General features: G+C 36.5%; 15 protein-coding genes and 1 riboswitch. Of the genes, 14 read left to right on the forward strand and 1 reads right to left on the reverse strand.

Annotation, left to right across the window (positions count from 1 at the left end; genetic code table 11):
- Positions 1–825: 825 nt before the first annotated feature.
- The 8 genes from ACTSKG_RS01130 to ACTSKG_RS01165 all read left to right on the forward strand — a co-directional run bounded on the left by ACTSKG_RS01130 (position 826) and on the right by ACTSKG_RS01165 (position 9919).
- Entirely contained in the window at positions 826–2520 is a 1695-nt protein-coding gene (locus ACTSKG_RS01130; protein ID WP_464756326.1) for a long-chain-fatty-acid--CoA ligase, read from the forward strand.
- Between the two features lie 86 nt (positions 2521–2606).
- Complete coding sequence (locus ACTSKG_RS01135) at positions 2607–3188, forward strand: TetR/AcrR family transcriptional regulator (RefSeq protein ID WP_464756327.1); 582 nt, start codon at positions 2607–2609, stop codon at positions 3186–3188.
- Positions 3189–3206: 18 nt separating this feature from the next.
- On the forward strand, positions 3207–3980 hold the full coding sequence (locus tag ACTSKG_RS01140) for an enoyl-CoA hydratase (RefSeq protein WP_464756328.1): 774 nt from the start codon (positions 3207–3209) through the stop codon (positions 3978–3980).
- 28 nt (positions 3981–4008) lie between these two features.
- Positions 4009–4782, forward strand: coding sequence for an electron transfer flavoprotein subunit beta/FixA family protein (locus tag ACTSKG_RS01145; protein WP_464756329.1), 774 nt, complete (start codon positions 4009–4011; stop codon positions 4780–4782).
- Between the two features lie 109 nt (positions 4783–4891).
- Complete coding sequence (locus tag ACTSKG_RS01150) at positions 4892–5869, forward strand: electron transfer flavoprotein subunit alpha/FixB family protein (RefSeq protein WP_464756330.1); 978 nt, start codon at positions 4892–4894, stop codon at positions 5867–5869.
- Positions 5870–5985: 116 nt separating this feature from the next.
- Positions 5986–6300, forward strand: coding sequence for a thioredoxin (gene trxA / locus ACTSKG_RS01155; RefSeq protein WP_464756331.1), 315 nt, complete (start codon positions 5986–5988; stop codon positions 6298–6300).
- 289 nt (positions 6301–6589) lie between these two features.
- Positions 6590–8380 carry an excinuclease ABC subunit UvrC gene (uvrC, locus tag ACTSKG_RS01160; RefSeq protein WP_464756332.1) on the forward strand — a complete coding sequence of 597 codons (1791 nt, stop codon included), beginning with the start codon at positions 6590–6592 and terminating at the stop codon, positions 8378–8380.
- Between the two features lie 41 nt (positions 8381–8421).
- A riboswitch (Lysine riboswitch) is annotated at positions 8422–8601 on the forward strand.
- Positions 8602–8701: 100 nt separating this feature from the next.
- Entirely contained in the window at positions 8702–9919 is a 1218-nt protein-coding gene (locus ACTSKG_RS01165; protein ID WP_464756333.1) for an aspartate kinase, read from the forward strand.
- A gap of 719 nt (positions 9920–10638) precedes the next feature.
- Here the strand turns inward: ACTSKG_RS01165 and ACTSKG_RS01170 are convergent.
- Positions 10639–11052: a YslB family protein gene (locus tag ACTSKG_RS01170; protein ID WP_464756334.1), complete on the reverse strand. Its 414-nt coding sequence runs from the start codon at positions 11050–11052 to the stop codon at positions 10639–10641.
- Between the two features lie 291 nt (positions 11053–11343).
- On the opposite strand from ACTSKG_RS01170, the gene ACTSKG_RS01175 reads away from it, so the two are divergent.
- The 6 genes from ACTSKG_RS01175 to ACTSKG_RS01200 all read left to right on the forward strand — a co-directional run bounded on the left by ACTSKG_RS01175 (position 11344) and on the right by ACTSKG_RS01200 (position 16792).
- Positions 11344–11955 carry a succinate dehydrogenase cytochrome b558 subunit gene (locus ACTSKG_RS01175; protein ID WP_464756335.1) on the forward strand — a complete coding sequence of 204 codons (612 nt, stop codon included), beginning with the start codon at positions 11344–11346 and terminating at the stop codon, positions 11953–11955.
- A gap of 234 nt (positions 11956–12189) precedes the next feature.
- Positions 12190–13947, forward strand: a complete 1758-nt coding sequence (gene sdhA, locus ACTSKG_RS01180; RefSeq protein ID WP_464756336.1) for a succinate dehydrogenase flavoprotein subunit — start codon at positions 12190–12192, stop codon at positions 13945–13947.
- 2 nt (positions 13948–13949) lie between these two features.
- Positions 13950–14726 carry a succinate dehydrogenase iron-sulfur subunit gene (gene sdhB / locus ACTSKG_RS01185; RefSeq protein WP_464756337.1) on the forward strand — a complete coding sequence of 259 codons (777 nt, stop codon included), beginning with the start codon at positions 13950–13952 and terminating at the stop codon, positions 14724–14726.
- A gap of 662 nt (positions 14727–15388) precedes the next feature.
- Positions 15389–15832, forward strand: coding sequence for an acyl-CoA thioesterase (locus ACTSKG_RS01190; RefSeq protein ID WP_464756338.1), 444 nt, complete (start codon positions 15389–15391; stop codon positions 15830–15832).
- Positions 15833–15897: 65 nt separating this feature from the next.
- On the forward strand, positions 15898–16128 hold the full coding sequence (locus ACTSKG_RS01195) for a helix-turn-helix domain-containing protein (protein ID WP_151700519.1): 231 nt from the start codon (positions 15898–15900) through the stop codon (positions 16126–16128).
- 205 nt (positions 16129–16333) lie between these two features.
- Positions 16334–16792 (forward strand): MarR family winged helix-turn-helix transcriptional regulator, encoded by a 459-nt coding sequence (locus ACTSKG_RS01200; RefSeq protein ID WP_464756339.1) that lies wholly within the window; start codon positions 16334–16336, stop codon positions 16790–16792.
- Positions 16793–16796 lie beyond the last annotated feature (4 nt).

The raw sequence follows: 16796 nt of genomic DNA on the forward strand, positions 1-16796 counted from the left end.
AGAAGCCAGTTCATAGTACTTTTAAAAATCAAATAATACCTCGGATTTCCGTTTCAGGTGGACGCTTTCCGCGGGGTGAGCGATTAGCCTTCACCGCCCGCTACGCGTTCGTTTGTGATGGCTAATCTGTCTCCGAGGAACGAAGGCTAAGAGCGCCACATCGTGTGGCAATGCCTTCGTGACCAACAACCTGTTAGCCTCCGTCCGGAGTCGCCACCTTGCACTACAATCCATTTAGTGAGTAATACTACAGTAAGGAATGTTATTATTCTATAAAAGCTGGTAAAAGGAGTAAATGTATATATCTAATTATCCTATACATGCTAGTTGATTGGATCATAGAGAAAACAACTTTTGCACCATGCAAATTAGTAATACACTTTGCAAAGTTTGGTACTTTCATTTGCTAATCCATCTGACAAGCGGAACTAGAGAAAAAATGGATAGGTTTTAAAGGTAAGAAAGGGGAGCGCTTCCGAAATTGTATCTTCGGAAGCTTTTAAATGAATAGGGGAGCATTTTTTCTCTGATTATCCCAACGAAATGCATTATGTCCACACAAATTTCAAGAGGGCGACGGACAAACACCGCCACAAGATTACCGAAAAAAATGGCTCGTGAAGTGACGCAGCCACTTCACGAGCTAAATTACTAAGGTAATAGTGTAGCCGATGTTTCGTCTAAAGCACTCAGAAAATAGTAAGGATAAGATGAACTTAAAGGACACTTGAGTTTATGTTTTAATAAATTGAATTGTCATTCATTTTTCTTTATAATAAATAATAGGAATATTCATACTATTATAATATAAAGGGGGTTTTTAAAATGATGGAAAAACCATGGCTTTCCAATTATCCACCAGAGATACCACATACGCTCAACTATGAACATATAGCAGTTCAAGAATACTTAACTAGAGCGTATAAAAAGTTTCCTTCCAAAATTGCTATACATTTCATGGGTAAAGATGTAACTTACGAAGAACTGTATGAATCATCGTTGAAATTTGCAAATTACTTACGAACTTTAGGGGTGGAAAAAGGTGACAGGGTAGCAATTATGTTACCGAATTGTCCACAAGGAGTAATAGGTTACTACGGGGCTTTATACGCTGGAGCAATTGTTGTTCAAACAAATCCATTGTATACTGAAAGAGAAATTTCTTATCAAATGAAAGATTCGGGTGCAAAAGTAATTTTAGCATTAGATATCCTTTTTCCAAGAATCTCAAAAGTTTTAAAAGAGACAGAATTAGAGAACATTATCATCACAGGGATAAAAGATTATTTACCTTTTCCAAAAAATAAGTTATATCCTTTCATACAGAAGAAGCAATACGGATTTAGTGTGAAAGTAGAACATAGAGGAATGAATCATTTATTCCCTGAAATAATGAAAGTTGCAAAAGCTGATTCTATTAATCTAACATTTGATTTTGAAGACGATATTGCACTTCTTCAGTACACTGGTGGGACAACAGGATTTCCAAAAGGTGTCATGTTAACACATAAAAATCTAATCTCGAATGCTTCTATGTGTAATGCTTGGCTATACAAATGTAAAGAAGGGGAAGAGAGTTTATTAGGAATTCTACCATTCTTTCATGTATATGGAATGACTACTGTATTAATCTTATCTGTAATGTTAGGAAATAGAATGATATTACTACCTAAGTTTGATGTAGAAACTGCCCTAAAAACGATTGATAAACAAAAACCGACTTTGTTTCCAGGTGCTCCAACTATTTATATTGCAATCTTGAACCATCCAGATGTTCAAAAGTACGATTTATCTTCAATAGTTGCTTGTCTAAGTGGTTCAGCTGCATTACCATTAGAAGTGCAAGAAAAGTTTGAGAAAGTAACTGGTGGTAAATTAGTAGAAGGTTATGGATTAACAGAGACCTCGCCCGTCACTCATTCAAACTTAATCTATAGTAATGAAAGGGTCAAAGGGTCTGTCGGAATACCATGGCCAGATACCGACTCTGCAATTTTTGGAATTGATTCTACCGTCCCATTACCTCCTTTAGAAATAGGAGAAATTGCAGTAAAAGGACCACAAGTAATGAAAGGCTATTGGAACAGACCAGAAGAAACCGAAATGACTATGCGAGACGGATGGTTGCTAACAGGCGATTTGGGGTATATGGATGAAAACGGTTACTTCTTTGTGGTTGATCGTAAAAAAGATATGATTATTGCTGGAGGATATAATATTTATCCTAGAGATGTAGAAGAAGTTCTATATGAACATCCAGCCGTTCAAGAATGTGTAGTTGCAGGAGTTCCAGATCCATATCGTGGTGAAATCGTAAAAGCTTATGTTGTCATAAAAGAAGGGGCAACCATTACAGAAGAAGAATTAAACATATTTTGTCGAGAAAATCTAGCAGCTTTTAAGGTCCCTCGAATCTATGAATTTAGAACAGAACTACCAAAAACAGCAGTAGGAAAAATTTTAAGAAGAACCTTAATAGAAGAAGAAAAAGTAAAATTAAAACAAGCAGTTAACAGTTAAATGATGATTGACATAATAAAAAATTAAATATAATATAAAAATATGAATGAATGATCATTCATATTTTTATTTTGGTGGTGTATTCATTGAAGAAAGATAAACCTAAATATAAGCAAATTATCGACGCTGCAATAATTGTTATAGCGGAAAATGGTTACCATCAATCACAAGTTTCGAAAATAGCAAAGCAAGCTGGCGTAGCTGATGGAACAATCTATTTGTATTTTAAAAACAAAGAAGATATATTAACATCCGTTTTTGAAGAAAAAATGGAGATGTTTGCTGAAAATTTAAATGAAATTGTTAAAGAAGATATTAGTGCATCTATGAAGTTGTTCAAAATGATTGAGAACCATTTTAGTGTTCTTGCTAGCAATCATCATCTAGCTACTGTCACTCAATTAGAGCTACGACAATCGAATTTAGTATTGAGACAAAAAATTAATGCAATCTTAAAAACTTATTTGATTTGGCTAGATGCTATATTAAAAGAGGGTATTGAAAATGGAGAATTTGATAAAACCATCGATATTCGCTTAGCAAGACAGATGGTTTTTGGTACAATTGATGAGACGACTACAAGCTGGGTTATGAATGAGCATAAATATGACTTAGTAGACCTTGCAGGAAAAGTACATCGTCTATTATTAAAAGGAATCAAAGCTTAACAAAGGGGAAGTGAACAGATGGAGTTTTTGTCATGGACTATTGAGGATGGAGTAGCAACTGCTACGATTAATCGTCCGCCAGCAAATGCATTGGCACGAGGGGTTATTTTAGAAATAAATGATATGCTAAATGCTGTTGAAAAAGATGAATCCGTACGAGTTATATTATTGAAAGGTGAAGGAAGATTCTTTTCTGCAGGAGCAGATATTAAAGAATTTACTTCTATTTCTACTGGAGCAGAATTCTCCGAACTATCTGCTAGTGGGCAATCTATTTTCGAAAGATTGGAAACGTTTTCAAAGCCGGTGATAGCTGCAATTCATGGAGCAGCACTAGGCGGCGGACTTGAATTAGCGATGAGCTGTCATATTCGACTTGTTGCTGAAAATGCTAAACTTGGACTTCCGGAATTACAATTAGGATTAATACCTGGTTTTGCAGGGACACAGCGTTTGCCTCGTTATGTTGGTTTAGCAAAAGCAGCTGAAATGCTTTTAACAAGTGATCCTATAAGAGGGATAGATGCAGCCGCATTTGGTCTAGCTAATCATGCATATCCAGAAGAAGAGTTGTTTGAACGTGCGCAGGAACTAGCAAATAAAATTGCGAAGAAGAGCTCGGTTGCTGTTAAGGCAGCACTTGAGATGCTTCAGTTCGTTAAACCTGCCTCGTATCATGACGGAGTTAAAGCAGAAGCGAATGCTTTTGGAACGGTTTTCGTTTCGGAAGACGCTAAAGAAGGAATATCAGCATTTTTAGAGAAAAGAGATCCTGTTTTTAAAGGGAAATAATAATATAATGCATTGGGAGGAATTCTAAATGAATATTTTTGTATTAGTAAAACGTACATTCGATACAGAGGAAAAAATAGTAGTAAGTGGCGGTAAAATCCAAGAAGACGGAGCAGAATTTATCATTAACCCTTATGATGAGTATGCGATTGAAGAAGCAATTCAAGTCCGAGATGCTCATGGTGGAGAAGTAACTGTCTTAACAATGGGCGGTGAAGACGCAGAAAAACAATTACGTACTGCATTAGCAATGGGTGCAGATAAAGCTGTTCTTATAAACACAGAAGATGATTTAGAAGAAATAGATCAATTTACTGCTGCTCAAATCATTTCTGAGTATTTAAAGGATAAAGCTGTTGATTTAATTCTAGCTGGTAACGTTGCGATTGATGGTGGTTCAGGTCAAGTGGGACCACGTGTAGCAGAATTATTAGGTATTAATTATGTAACAACGATTACAAGCCTTGAAATTGATGGAACTAATGTGACGATTAAACGTGATGTAGAAGGAGATACAGAAATTCTAGAAACATCATTACCATTGTTAGTAACTGCTCAACAAGGTTTAAACGAACCACGCTATCCTTCTTTACCTGGAATTATGAAAGCTAAGAAGAAACCTTTAGAAGAAGTAGAACTAGATGACTTAGATATTGATGAAGATGATGTAGAAGCAAAAACAGAAACAATTGAGATTTATTTACCTCCTAAAAAAGAAGCAGGTAAAGTATTAGAAGGAGATTTAGCTGACCAAGTAAAAGAATTAGTTCATTTACTTCATTCAGAAGCAAAAGTGATTTAAATTTTCTTGAGCAGATGTCCCCAGATCAAAAAATGGCGGGATGAATGCCGGGTCGCTATGGCGTAATTGATTCTAATTAAATTTACACTCAAAATGGGAGGAAATTAACATGTCTAAAAAAGTTTTAGTATTAGGAGAAGCACGTGAAGGTGCTTTACGTAATGTTTCATACGAAGCTATTGCTGCTGCAAAACAAATTTCAAGTGGCGGTGAAGTAGTTAGTGTTCTTTTAGGAGATTCAGTGAAGGATTTAGCAGGCGAATTAGGGAAATATGGTGCAGACCGAGTTATCACTGTAGAACATCCACATTTAAAACAATACACTTCTGATGGATACGGACAAGCGCTACTTGCTGTAATTGATCAAGAAAAACCAGAAGCAATTGTATTTGGACATACAGCACTTGGCAAAGACTTATCGCCAAAAGTTGCTAGTAAATTGCAAGTTGGTTTAGTATCCGATGTTACTTCTATTGAAGGTGAAGGTGATGCTGCTATATATATTCGCCCGATTTACTCAGGTAAGGCTTTTGAAAAAGTAAAAGTGAAAGATGGAATGGAATTCATTACAATCCGTCCAAATAATATAGCACCTCTTACAAAAGATGAAAGCAAATCAGCGGATGTAACTTCATTAACTGTTGATATAACAAACCTACGTACAATTATTAAAGAAGTAGTTCGTAAATCATCTGAAGGCGTTGATTTATCAGAAGCAAAAGTAGTAATTGCAGGTGGACGTGGAGTAAAGAGTGAAGAAGGTTTCGAACCATTAAAAGAGCTTGCCAATGTACTTGGTGGGGCAGTAGGGGCATCACGTGGAGCATGTGACGCGGATTACTGTGATTATTCTTTACAAATCGGCCAAACTGGTAAAGTAGTAACACCGGATCTTTATATTGCAGCAGGAATATCAGGTGCTATCCAACATTTGGCGGGAATGTCAAACTCGAAAATAATTGTTGCTATCAATAAAGATCCTGAAGCAAACATCTTTAAAGTAGCTGACTACGGTATTGTTGGAGACTTGTTTGAAGTAATTCCAATGCTTACTGAAGAATTTAAAAAACTTAAAGTAAATGCTTAAAAAGATACTTGGCTCTATTATAAAGAGCTGAGTTCTTTTCTTTCAAGCTAAAATGTAGAAGTAGTTATTTTACTCTGATATAATCAAAACATAGTTAGACTAAGGAGGAATTTAAAATGGCAATTGTTCACGGAACAGATCAAACATTTAATCAAGAAATAGAAGAAGGTTTAGTATTAGTAGATTTTTGGGCAACATGGTGTGGTCCATGTAAAATGATTGCTCCTGTATTAGAAGAAATGGATGCTGAAATGAGCGATAAAGTAAAAATCGTAAAAGTAGATGTAGATGAAAACCAAGCAACTGCAAGTCAATTCGGTATTATGTCTATCCCAACTTTAGTATTATTTAAGGATGGTCAACCAGTAGACAAAGCAGTTGGTTTCCAACCTAAAGAAGCTTTAGTTCAATTCGTAGAGAAAAACGCATAATAATAAACCGGGTCCTAAATGGTGCCCGGTTTTTTTAAAACAGATATGATAGTATATAAATTTTTGGCTTCCATTACCCCTGTGCAAGCTCGTTGCAAAATTAATTTCGCTGCGCTCTGTTCAGGGTCTATCCTCGGCGGAAAAAAATTAAAGATTAAGTAGATACCGAAGATTCTAGAAGGAGTGCACCCTATATCCTAGGTACTATGTTTTCTACTACTACAAACTTGCGCAAGAGCAAAATCTGGACGCAAAATAGGTCAATGCTAATTTGATAATAGGTGATATTATGAATGATTTAATTCAACAAAAATGTGCAATTCTACCGGATCAGCCGGGATGTTATTTAATGAAAGATCGACAAGGAACAATAATTTATGTTGGGAAAGCGAAAATATTAAAAAATCGTGTACGATCTTATTTTACTGGTTCTCACGATGGAAAAACGCAAAGACTTGTACAAGAAATAGCTGACTTCGAATATTTTGTTACTTCGTCTGAGTTAGAAGCATTGATACTTGAACTTCACCTTATAAAAAAACATGATCCGAAGTACAATATCATGCTAAAAGACGATAAAACGTATCCATACATTAAAATTACAGCCGAGAAAAATCCTAAACTTATTATTACTAGACAAGTAAAAAAAGATAAAGGTAAATATTTCGGTCCCTATCCTAATTCTCATGCAGCCCATGAAACGAAAAAACTACTTGATCGATTATATCCTTTACGAAAATGTCAAAAGTTGCCGAAAAAAGTATGTTTATATTATCATATGGGGCAATGCCTAGCTCCTTGTGTGAAACAAATAGAGGATTCCGTTTATACCGAAATAATTCAAGAAATTACTAGCTTTTTAAATGGCGGGCATTTACAGGTTAAAAAAGAGTTAACGGAAAAAATGCATGCAGCGGCTGAAAGCTTAGAATTTGAGCGTGCCAAAGAATATCGAGATCAAATTTCTCATATCGAACTAGTGATGGAAAAGCAAAAAATGACGATGAATGATTTTACAAGTCGCGATGTATTTGGATATTCAGTGGACAAAGGTTGGATGTGTGTCCAAGTTTTTTTCATTCGTCAAGGAAAATTAATCGAACGAGATGTATCTTTATTTCCCATTTATCGGGATCCAGAGGAAGAGTTTCTCACGTTTCTAGGGCAATTTTATGCAAAAGTGGAACATATTAAGCCGAAAGAAATTTTCGTACCAAGTAATACCGACTTACATTTGGCAACGGAACTATTAAAGATGAAAGTAATTATTCCTCAAAAGGGGACAAAAAAGAATTTGGTCGACCTTGCCGAAAAGAATGCAATATTAGCCCTAAAGGAAAAGTTTCATCTTATTGAACGACAAGAAGAAAGAACAATTGGAGCTGTTCAAGAATTAGGGGATCTTATGGGGATTGCTACACCAAACCGGATAGAATCGTTTGATAATTCCCATATTCACGGAACGGATGCAGTTTCGGCTATGGTAGTTTTCGTCGATGGAAAAGCTTATAAAAAAGACTACCGAAAATATAAAACGAAAACTGCTGCTAAACATGATGATTATGGTGCAATGCGTGAGGTAGTTCGAAGAAGATATACCCGTGTTTTAAAGGAAAATTTACCACTGCCAGATTTAATAATAATTGATGGTGGTAAAGGACAGATAGAAGCTGCTAGAGAAATTGTCGAGGATGAACTTGGGTTAGAAATACCTATTGCTGGGCTTGCAAAAGATGGGAAACATCAAACTTCCCAGCTTTTATTTGGGGATCCAATGGATATTATTCCGATGAAACGTACAAGTGAAGCGTTTTATTTATTACAACGAATTCAAGATGAAGTGCATCGTTTTGCGATCACCTTTCATCGTCAACAACGAGGGAAACATACTATTGCATCTTCCTTAGATGGTATTGAAGGTATAGGACCTAAGCGAAAGACGTTATTATTAAAACATTTCGGTTCGCTGAAAAAAATGCAAGTGGCAACTAAAGAGGAATTTATAGACGCTGGACTTCCAGAGAAGTTAGCAGACATTATGGTTAATCATTTTCAGAAAAGTTTATTGTCTTCTGAATAATGTTATGGTATGGTTGAAACAATTTAATATTCACTTAAAAAAGTGAAGATAGAGGTGCGAATTGATAAGAGTACTCAACAGGAGGATGAAAAGAGCCTGTAATCGTTGAGGAAAGGGTCATTTGCCGAAACATAGAAAAGCTTTTCCTTTTCTTATGTTGGTTCTGCATTTAATAAATGTAGAATTGTCAGAATGCAGTATTCTGGAGGGCTATCTCACATGGACAATTTTTTTGACTGTGTATGAGACGATGCTTTTCACATATTGTGAAAAGCATTTTTTTATCTTTAGCTTATCTTTGAAATAAGGGAGAAGATGTTCATGAGCAAAATTGTAATGAAGTTTGGTGGAACGTCGGTTGCAACAACCGAAAAAATTGCAAATATTGCAGATCGGATAAAACGTGAGAAAGAAAAAGGGCATGATATTGTAGTTGTTGTATCCGCTATGGGTAAGACTACAGATGATTTAGTTGGTTTAGCTTATGAATTGTCTGAATCACCAAATAAAAGGGAAATGGATATGCTTCTATCCACAGGAGAGCAAGCAACTATGTCTTTGCTATCAATAAAATTAAACTCAATAGGCATAGATTCTATTTCTTTAACCGGTTGGCAGGCAGGTTTACAGACAGATGAAGTACATAGGAACGCAAAAGTAGTTAAGTTAGAGGCATCTAAAATTTTGAACCTGCTTTCTGATAATAAAGTGGTGGTCGTTGCAGGTTTTCAAGGTGTGTCCGAATATGGAGAAGTTACTACTTTAGGTAGAGGCGGCTCGGATACAACTGCTGTAGCTATTGCTGCTTCTATTGAAGCAGATATTTGTGATATTTATACAGACGTAGATGGTGTATTTACTTCTGACCCTAGGTTTGTTTCAAATGCTAGAAAGTTAACGCAATTAGAGTACGATGAAATGCTTGAATTAGCTAATTTAGGGGCGGGTGTTTTACATCCTAGAGCAGTTGAGTTTGCAAAAAATTATAAGATCCCTTTACGAGTACGTTCAAGCTATAACGAAGAAGAGGGAACCATTTTAAAGGAGGAAGTAGATGTGGAAAATAACTTAGTTGTTCGTGGGGTAGCATTTGAATCTGATATTGTACGTTTAACAATAGAATATGATGTACCATTTAATGGTTCATTAGCATCTATATTTACTACCCTCGCAGCAAATCATATTAATGTGGATATTATTGTTCAATCAATTGTTGATCATGTAAAGCCTGCTGTTTCTTTCTCTATAAAAAAAGAATCGTTAGCGGAAGCGATAACTGTTTTGGAATCCAATAAACAAGTACTAGGATTCACTTTTGCAGATTTTGAAGTCGGGCTTGCAAAAGTGTCTATTGTTGGTTCAGGAATGGTTTCTAATCCTGGTGTTGCAGCACAGATGTTTGATCGCCTAAGAAAAGAGAATATTCCAGTTAAGATGGTAAGCACATCTGAAATAAAAGTCTCAGTTGTCGTACCTCAAAACGACATGATACAAGCAGCAAATGCTCTTCATGATGAGTTCGGATTAGCTATTGTTTAATTTGAAAAGCGTAACAGGAAGTGACTACTTCGCTTCTAGATCCTTTTTTGAAAGAAGTAAATGCATTATTGTCCAGCGGAACCAGTGTTCATAGTACTTTAAAGAATTAAATAAAACTGCGGATTTCCGTTTTAGGTGGACGCTTTCCGCGGGGTGAGCGATGAACCATCACCGCCGCTTGCGCGCTCGTTGTGATGGTTCATCTGTCTCCGAGGAACGAAGGCTAGGAGCGCCACATCGTGTGGCAACACCTTCGTGACCAACATCCTGTTGGCCTCCGTCCGGAGTCGCTACCTTACACTACAATCCATTAAGTGGGTATTACATAACAAGTAGTTCTCAAACTAATGATCATAGGATTTAAATGTCATATAGACTTAGAGAAAAATAGGAAGCATCGATTATTAAAATAGCAAGGTTGCGGACGAAATTGTATCTTCGTCCGCTTTTAAAAGTATAGGAAAGGATTAATTCTTTCATTATCCAAACCTAATGCAACTTGTATCTACAAATTCCAAGAGGGCGACGGGCAAACATTCGCCACATGATGACCGAAAAAATGGATCGTGAAGTGATGAAGTCACTTCACGATCCATTACTCTAACGGTAATAGTGTAGTAAATGTTTTTGTCCAAAGCACCCTGGAAATAGTAAAGACATGATGCACTTAAAGGACGCTGGAGTTTTTCTAAAAAATTTCCTGGAAAATATCTGTAAATTTAGATAGGTGATTTCAAATCCCATTTGATCTGAAACGTAACAATGCCATTTTTCTTTACTTGTTCGTCAAAACATTCCGCCATATATCCACCAATTTTTTGTTGTTGTTCAGCTAAAAAACCAGCTTCTAATCGATGACTTCTACTAATTCCACTTTGTGGCAAATTATACGTTTCTAAAGTATAGTAGGCGGAATCCTTCGATGTTTTTTCTAACTGCAAAGTACCCCAGCCGGCTTCGTGAAAGAAAGTCAAAGCTTCCTCCATGGTATATAGTGGAAACTTCCGGGCGAGATCTTTTCCAGCCCAGTATAAAATATCTTTTTCATGTTTTCCGAGAATAGAAGCAAGAACGTGATCGCGTATCAATTCATATCCAAAGGAAGTTACATGTGAATGTTCCTTTTCATTCAAGTAGCAACCCTTCTTTCTAAAGAAAATGTCATTTGTTCTTGTTTATTTTAGCAGAAAAAATTTCAGTTGGTAAAGGAATACTTTGTGAAAAATTAAACAAATCATTATCGAAAAGTGAAACCTTTCAGATTTTAGAAAAAAATAAAGATGCCTTGACGCTCTAAAATGTTGAGAGTACAATGGATATGTCATAAATACGTAACATGATGATGTGAAAAAGTGATGAATGCTATTATTCTTTTAGGATAGTAATCATCTCAGTCAAATGTAAATCTGAGGGGGGTAACTGTTTTGTCGAAAGATCGCGAATTTTACTGGCGTCGACTGCACTCACTATTAGGAATTATTCCTGTTGGTTTGTTTGTGACGCAACATTTAGTAGTAAACCATTTTGCTACAAGAGGAGCAGAAGCATTTAATGGAGCAACAGATTTTATGGAGAGTCTTCCATTTAAATTAATGTTGGAGATTTTCGTAATATACTTACCATTAATGTTCCATGCTTTTTACGGAATTTACATTGCATTTACTGCAAAAAATAATCCGAAAAACTTCGGAACTCTTCGTAACTATTTATTCATTTTACAACGTTTTACTGGAATTTTTCTTGTTGTATTCATCGCTTGGCATGTATTTGAAACTAGATTCCAAGCTGCAATTGGTGCTAAAGAAGTTAATTTTGATATGATGGCTGATATTTTATCGAATCCATGGATGTTAGGCTTTTACATGGTGGGGATAATTTCTGCTACTTTCCACTTAGCTAACGGAGTTTGGTCATTCTTAGTAAGTTGGGGAATTACTCAATCTGCAAAATCACAACAAGTTGCTACATATATAACGTTATTAATCTTCTTAGCGTTATCTGTAGTAGGTGTACAAGCTCTTCTAGCATTTGTATAAGATGCTAATACTACTATTAACTTAATTCGGCAAATGTTTTAACGCAGCTGAACTACAGTTGATTGAGTAATAATAGCCAGCTTTAATTATTGGCAAAATACATGCAAAATATCTAATGAGGTTCAAGCCTCTGCTAAATAAAGTTAGAGCCTCCGGCGGATGTCGCAGATTTTTATATATAAAAACTGGACGCAAATACGCCAAGGCGAATTTGATATGAGGAGTGAAATTAGCATGGCAAAAAGTAAACTTATTGTTGTCGGCGGTGGATTAGCTGGATTGATGGCAACAATGAAAGCAGCCGAAGACGGCACGCATGTAGACCTATTTTCAATAGTTCCTGTAAAACGCTCCCACTCTGTTTGTGCTCAAGGTGGTATTAACGGAGCTGTTAATACTAAAGGTGAAGGAGATTCACCAGCAGTTCACTTAGATGACACTGTTTATGGTGGAGACTTCTTAGCAAACCAACGTCCTGTAAAGGCAATGACTGATGCGGCACCTGGTATTATTAAGTTATTTGACCGTATGGGTGTTATGTTTAACCGTACACCTGAAGGGTTATTAGATTTCCGTCGATTTGGTGGTACATTAATGCACCGTACAGCTTTTGCTGGTGCAACTACTGGTCAACAATTACTTTACGCTTTAGACGAGCAAGTACGCCGTTATGAAGTAGATGGACTTGTGACGAAATTTGAAGGATGGGAATTCCTTGGAATAATTAAAGATGAAAAAGGTGTTTGTCGCGGTATCAAAGCACAAAACCTTAAAACAATGGAAATCCGTGCATTCCGTGGCGACGCTGTAATTATGGCTACAGGTGGTCCTGGTATAATTTTCGGTAAAACTACAAACTCTATCATTAACACTGGATCGGCAGCTTCTATTGTTTATCAACAAGGTGCGTATTATTCAAATGGTGAATTTATTCAAATTCATCCAACTGCAATTCCTGGTGATGATAAATTACGTCTAATGTCTGAATCTGCTCGAGGTGAGGGTGGACGTATTTGGACATATAAAGACGGTAAACAATGGTATTTCTTGGAAGAAAAATACCCTGCATACGGGAACTTAGTACCACGTGATATCGCAACACGTGAAATCTTTGATGTATGTGTAAACCAAAAATTAGGTATTAACGGAGAGAACATGGTTTATCTAGATCTTTCACATAAAGATCCACATGAACTTGATGTTAAACTTGGTGGTATCATCGAAATTTATGAGAAATTCACTGGTGATGACCCTCATAAAGTACCGATGAAAATCTTCCCAGCAGTTCACTATTCTATGGGCGGATTATGGGTAGACGAAGATCAAATGACGAATATTCCAGGACTTTTTGCTGCAGGTGAATGTGATTATTCTCAACATGGAGCAAACCGTTTAGGGGCAAATTCTTTACTTTCTGCCGTATTTGGTGGTAGTGTAGCAGGTCCAAATGCAGTTAAATATATGAGTGAACTTGATACACATGCTGAAGATATGGACGCTTCAATTTTTGAAGCAGAAGTTAAACTTGAGCAAGAGAAATGGGATCAAACGTTAGCGATGAAAGGTACTGAAAATGCTTACTTACTTCATAAAGAACTAGGTGAGTGGATGACAGATAACGTAACAGTTGTTCGTTATAATGACAAACTTGAAGCTACCGACAAAAAAATCCAAGAATTACTTGAACGATTTGAAAATATTAATATGGACGATACACAACAATGGTCTAACCAAGGTGCATCATTCACTCGTCAATTAAAAAATATGCTTTATTTAGCACGTGTAATTACACTAGGTGCACTTAATCGTAACGAAAGCCGTGGAGCGCATTACAAACCGGAATTCCCAAAACGTAATGATGAAGAATTCTTGAAAACAACAATGGCTAAATTTGATCCAACAACTGGAGCACCTATCTTCCATTATGAAGAAGTAGATATCTCTCTAGTTGCGCCTCGTACTCGTGATTATTCTTCGAAAGGGGAGCATTAATAATGGTTACAGCAACTGAGACAAAAAAAGTAGCATTTGAAATTTTACGTCAAGATACACCTGAATCTACACCATATTGGGAAAAGTTCGAAGTGAACTATCGTCCTAATATGAACGTTATTTCTGCTTTAATGGAAATTCGTCAAAATCCTGTTAATGCAGATGGAAAAGCTACGACTCCTGTAACTTGGGATATGAACTGTTTAGAGGAAGTTTGCGGAGCTTGTTCAATGGTCATTAACGATAAGCCGAGACAATCTTGTTCTGCTCTTGTAGATAAATTGACTCAACCAATTCGTTTAGCACCGATGAAAACATTCCCGGTAGTTCGCGATCTTCAAGTTGATAGAGCTCGTATGTTTGATTCATTGAAAAAGGTAAAAGCTTGGGTTCCAATCGATGGAACTTATGATCTTGGAGAAGGTCCTCGCATGCCTGAACGTAAACGTCAATGGGCATATGAGTTGTCAAAATGTATGACTTGTGGAGTATGTTTGGAAGCTTGTCCTAACGTTAATAGTGGTTCTTCATTTATTGGTCCAGCACCACTTTCACAAGTTCGTTTATTTAATGCACATCCGACTGGTGCTATGAATAAAGACGAACGTTTAAACGCTATTATGGGTGATGGTGGCCTTGCAAACTGTGGTAACGCTCAAAACTGTGTTGTTGCATGTCCTAAAGGTATTCCGTTAACTACTTCCATTGCAGCTTTAAACCGTGATACAACAGTTCAAATGTTCAAAAACTTCTTCGGAAGCGATCACATGGTAGACTAATTAAATAATAGAAAATCTGTGTAGAATATTTATTTCTATGCAGATTTTTTGTTTAAAGAGAAATTATATGGATTACTTTCCTGCGAAAGCCGTGTTCATAGTACTTGAAGGAATAAAGCTGCGGATTTCCGTTTCAGGTGGACGCGTTCCGCAGGGTGAGCGATGAACCATCACCGCCCCTTCAGGTACGGTGTGATGTTTCATCTATCTCACTCATCCTGCTGGAGTCGCCACCTTTCACTACAATCCATTAAGTGAGTTGTGTTCATGTTCTTGAAAGGATTAATAATGCCTGGAATTTCCGTTTCAGGTGGACGCGTTCCGCGGGGTGAGCGATGAACCATCACCGCCCCTTCGGGTACGTTGTGATGTTTCATCTGTCTCCGAGGAACGAAGGCTAAGTGCGCCACATCGTGTGGCAACGCCTTCGTGACCAACATCCTGTTGGCCTCCGTCTGGAGTCGCCACCTTTCACTACAATCTATTAAGTGAGAAGTTCCTAACGAGGAGATTGAAGTCATGTCCGTCGAAAGCGTCCACAGTAGCGGAAAACAACGACACATTCCTATGTTACTCTTCTTGAAAGGACCGGGCGTCTTTTGCCCGGTTTTTCTTATTTTGATACAATAAGTGAAAAGTTCATTTATTGGGAGGTTGTTAGCTTGAAATCTAGTTACATAGAAGATATAAAGAGTTGGGAAAAAGGATTTACTTTTTATTCAGAGGTATGTGTACGTTTTTCAGAAACGGATATGTACGGTCATTTAAATAATACAGTAACTTTTGCATATTTTGAGTATGCACGTATAGAATATTTTAAACATATACAATTAATGAATGACTGGTTGAACCCAAACGGTGAAGAAATTCCAGTTGTAGCTGATTTACAATGTGATTACATGAGGCAAGTCTTTTTCGATGAAAAACTTCGTATCTTTGTAAAAGCCAATTCGGTTGGTTCGTCTTCCGTTGATCTCCACTATATGGCTAAAAATGAAAAAGATGAAATCACATTTACTGGTAGAGGAACAATTGTTCAAATTGATAAAAAGACTGGAAAGGGTTCAAAATGGTCTGATGAAGAAATAAAAAAATTTAAAAAGTAAGCATAACTAGCCGTCACCTACTCTCCCTATACTACATACGTTAGTAGAAGAGTGGATAGGGGGCTATGGCATTGTATGATAGTAATCAGCATCGATCAATACTGACAAACAGGGAACGTCAAATTTTTCAGTTATTAGTAGAAGATCATTCTACGAAAGAAATATCTATTCAGTTATCTATTAGTGAAAAAACAGTGAGAAATCATATTTCTAATACGATACAGAAATTAGGAGTATCGGGTAGGTCGCAAGCAATTGTTGAATTATTACGTTTAGGTGAATTATCATTGAACTAACCTTATCTAGAAACTCTAAGCAATGTTTGTTGTATAAGGTTAGTCATTGTGGTCGGTAGCCGCAGATATTGTAAGTCATGAATTATGTAGTATGCTACATTATCTGATCGGCTAAAGACGTATTTTATGTAGAATCCTTGCCATTTTCCTCAGAACACGTCACAATAATAACTAGTATGTATTGTTTTGAGGAGTGAAGGATCAGATGGCAGACGAAATAAAGAATGTAACTCATAATCATGAAGAGGTTGCATTTTTAGAAAAAGAACTTAGACATATATCCGGTATTATTAAGCAAAAAGGGCGTCAAATGTTACATGCCTATACAATTACTCCCCCACAGTTTGTGGCATTACAATGGCTTTTTGAACATGGAGACATGACAATTGGTGATTTATCAAATAAAATGTATTTAGCTTTCAGTACTACGACAGATTTAATCGATCGTATGGAAAAAAGCACACTTGTTCAAAGGATTAGAGATGAACAAGATCGTCGAGTAGTGCGTATACATTTGTTAAAAGAAGGCGAACGTATTATAGAAGAAGTAATTGCTAAAAGACAACAGTATTTAGAAGACATACTAGATCAATTTAATTCAGACGAAGTAGCAAATCTATCAACATTATTAGGAAAACTACACCAAGAGATGAAAAAGAACTGAGGAA

The organism is Psychrobacillus syltrankelensis (assembly GCF_055454035.1).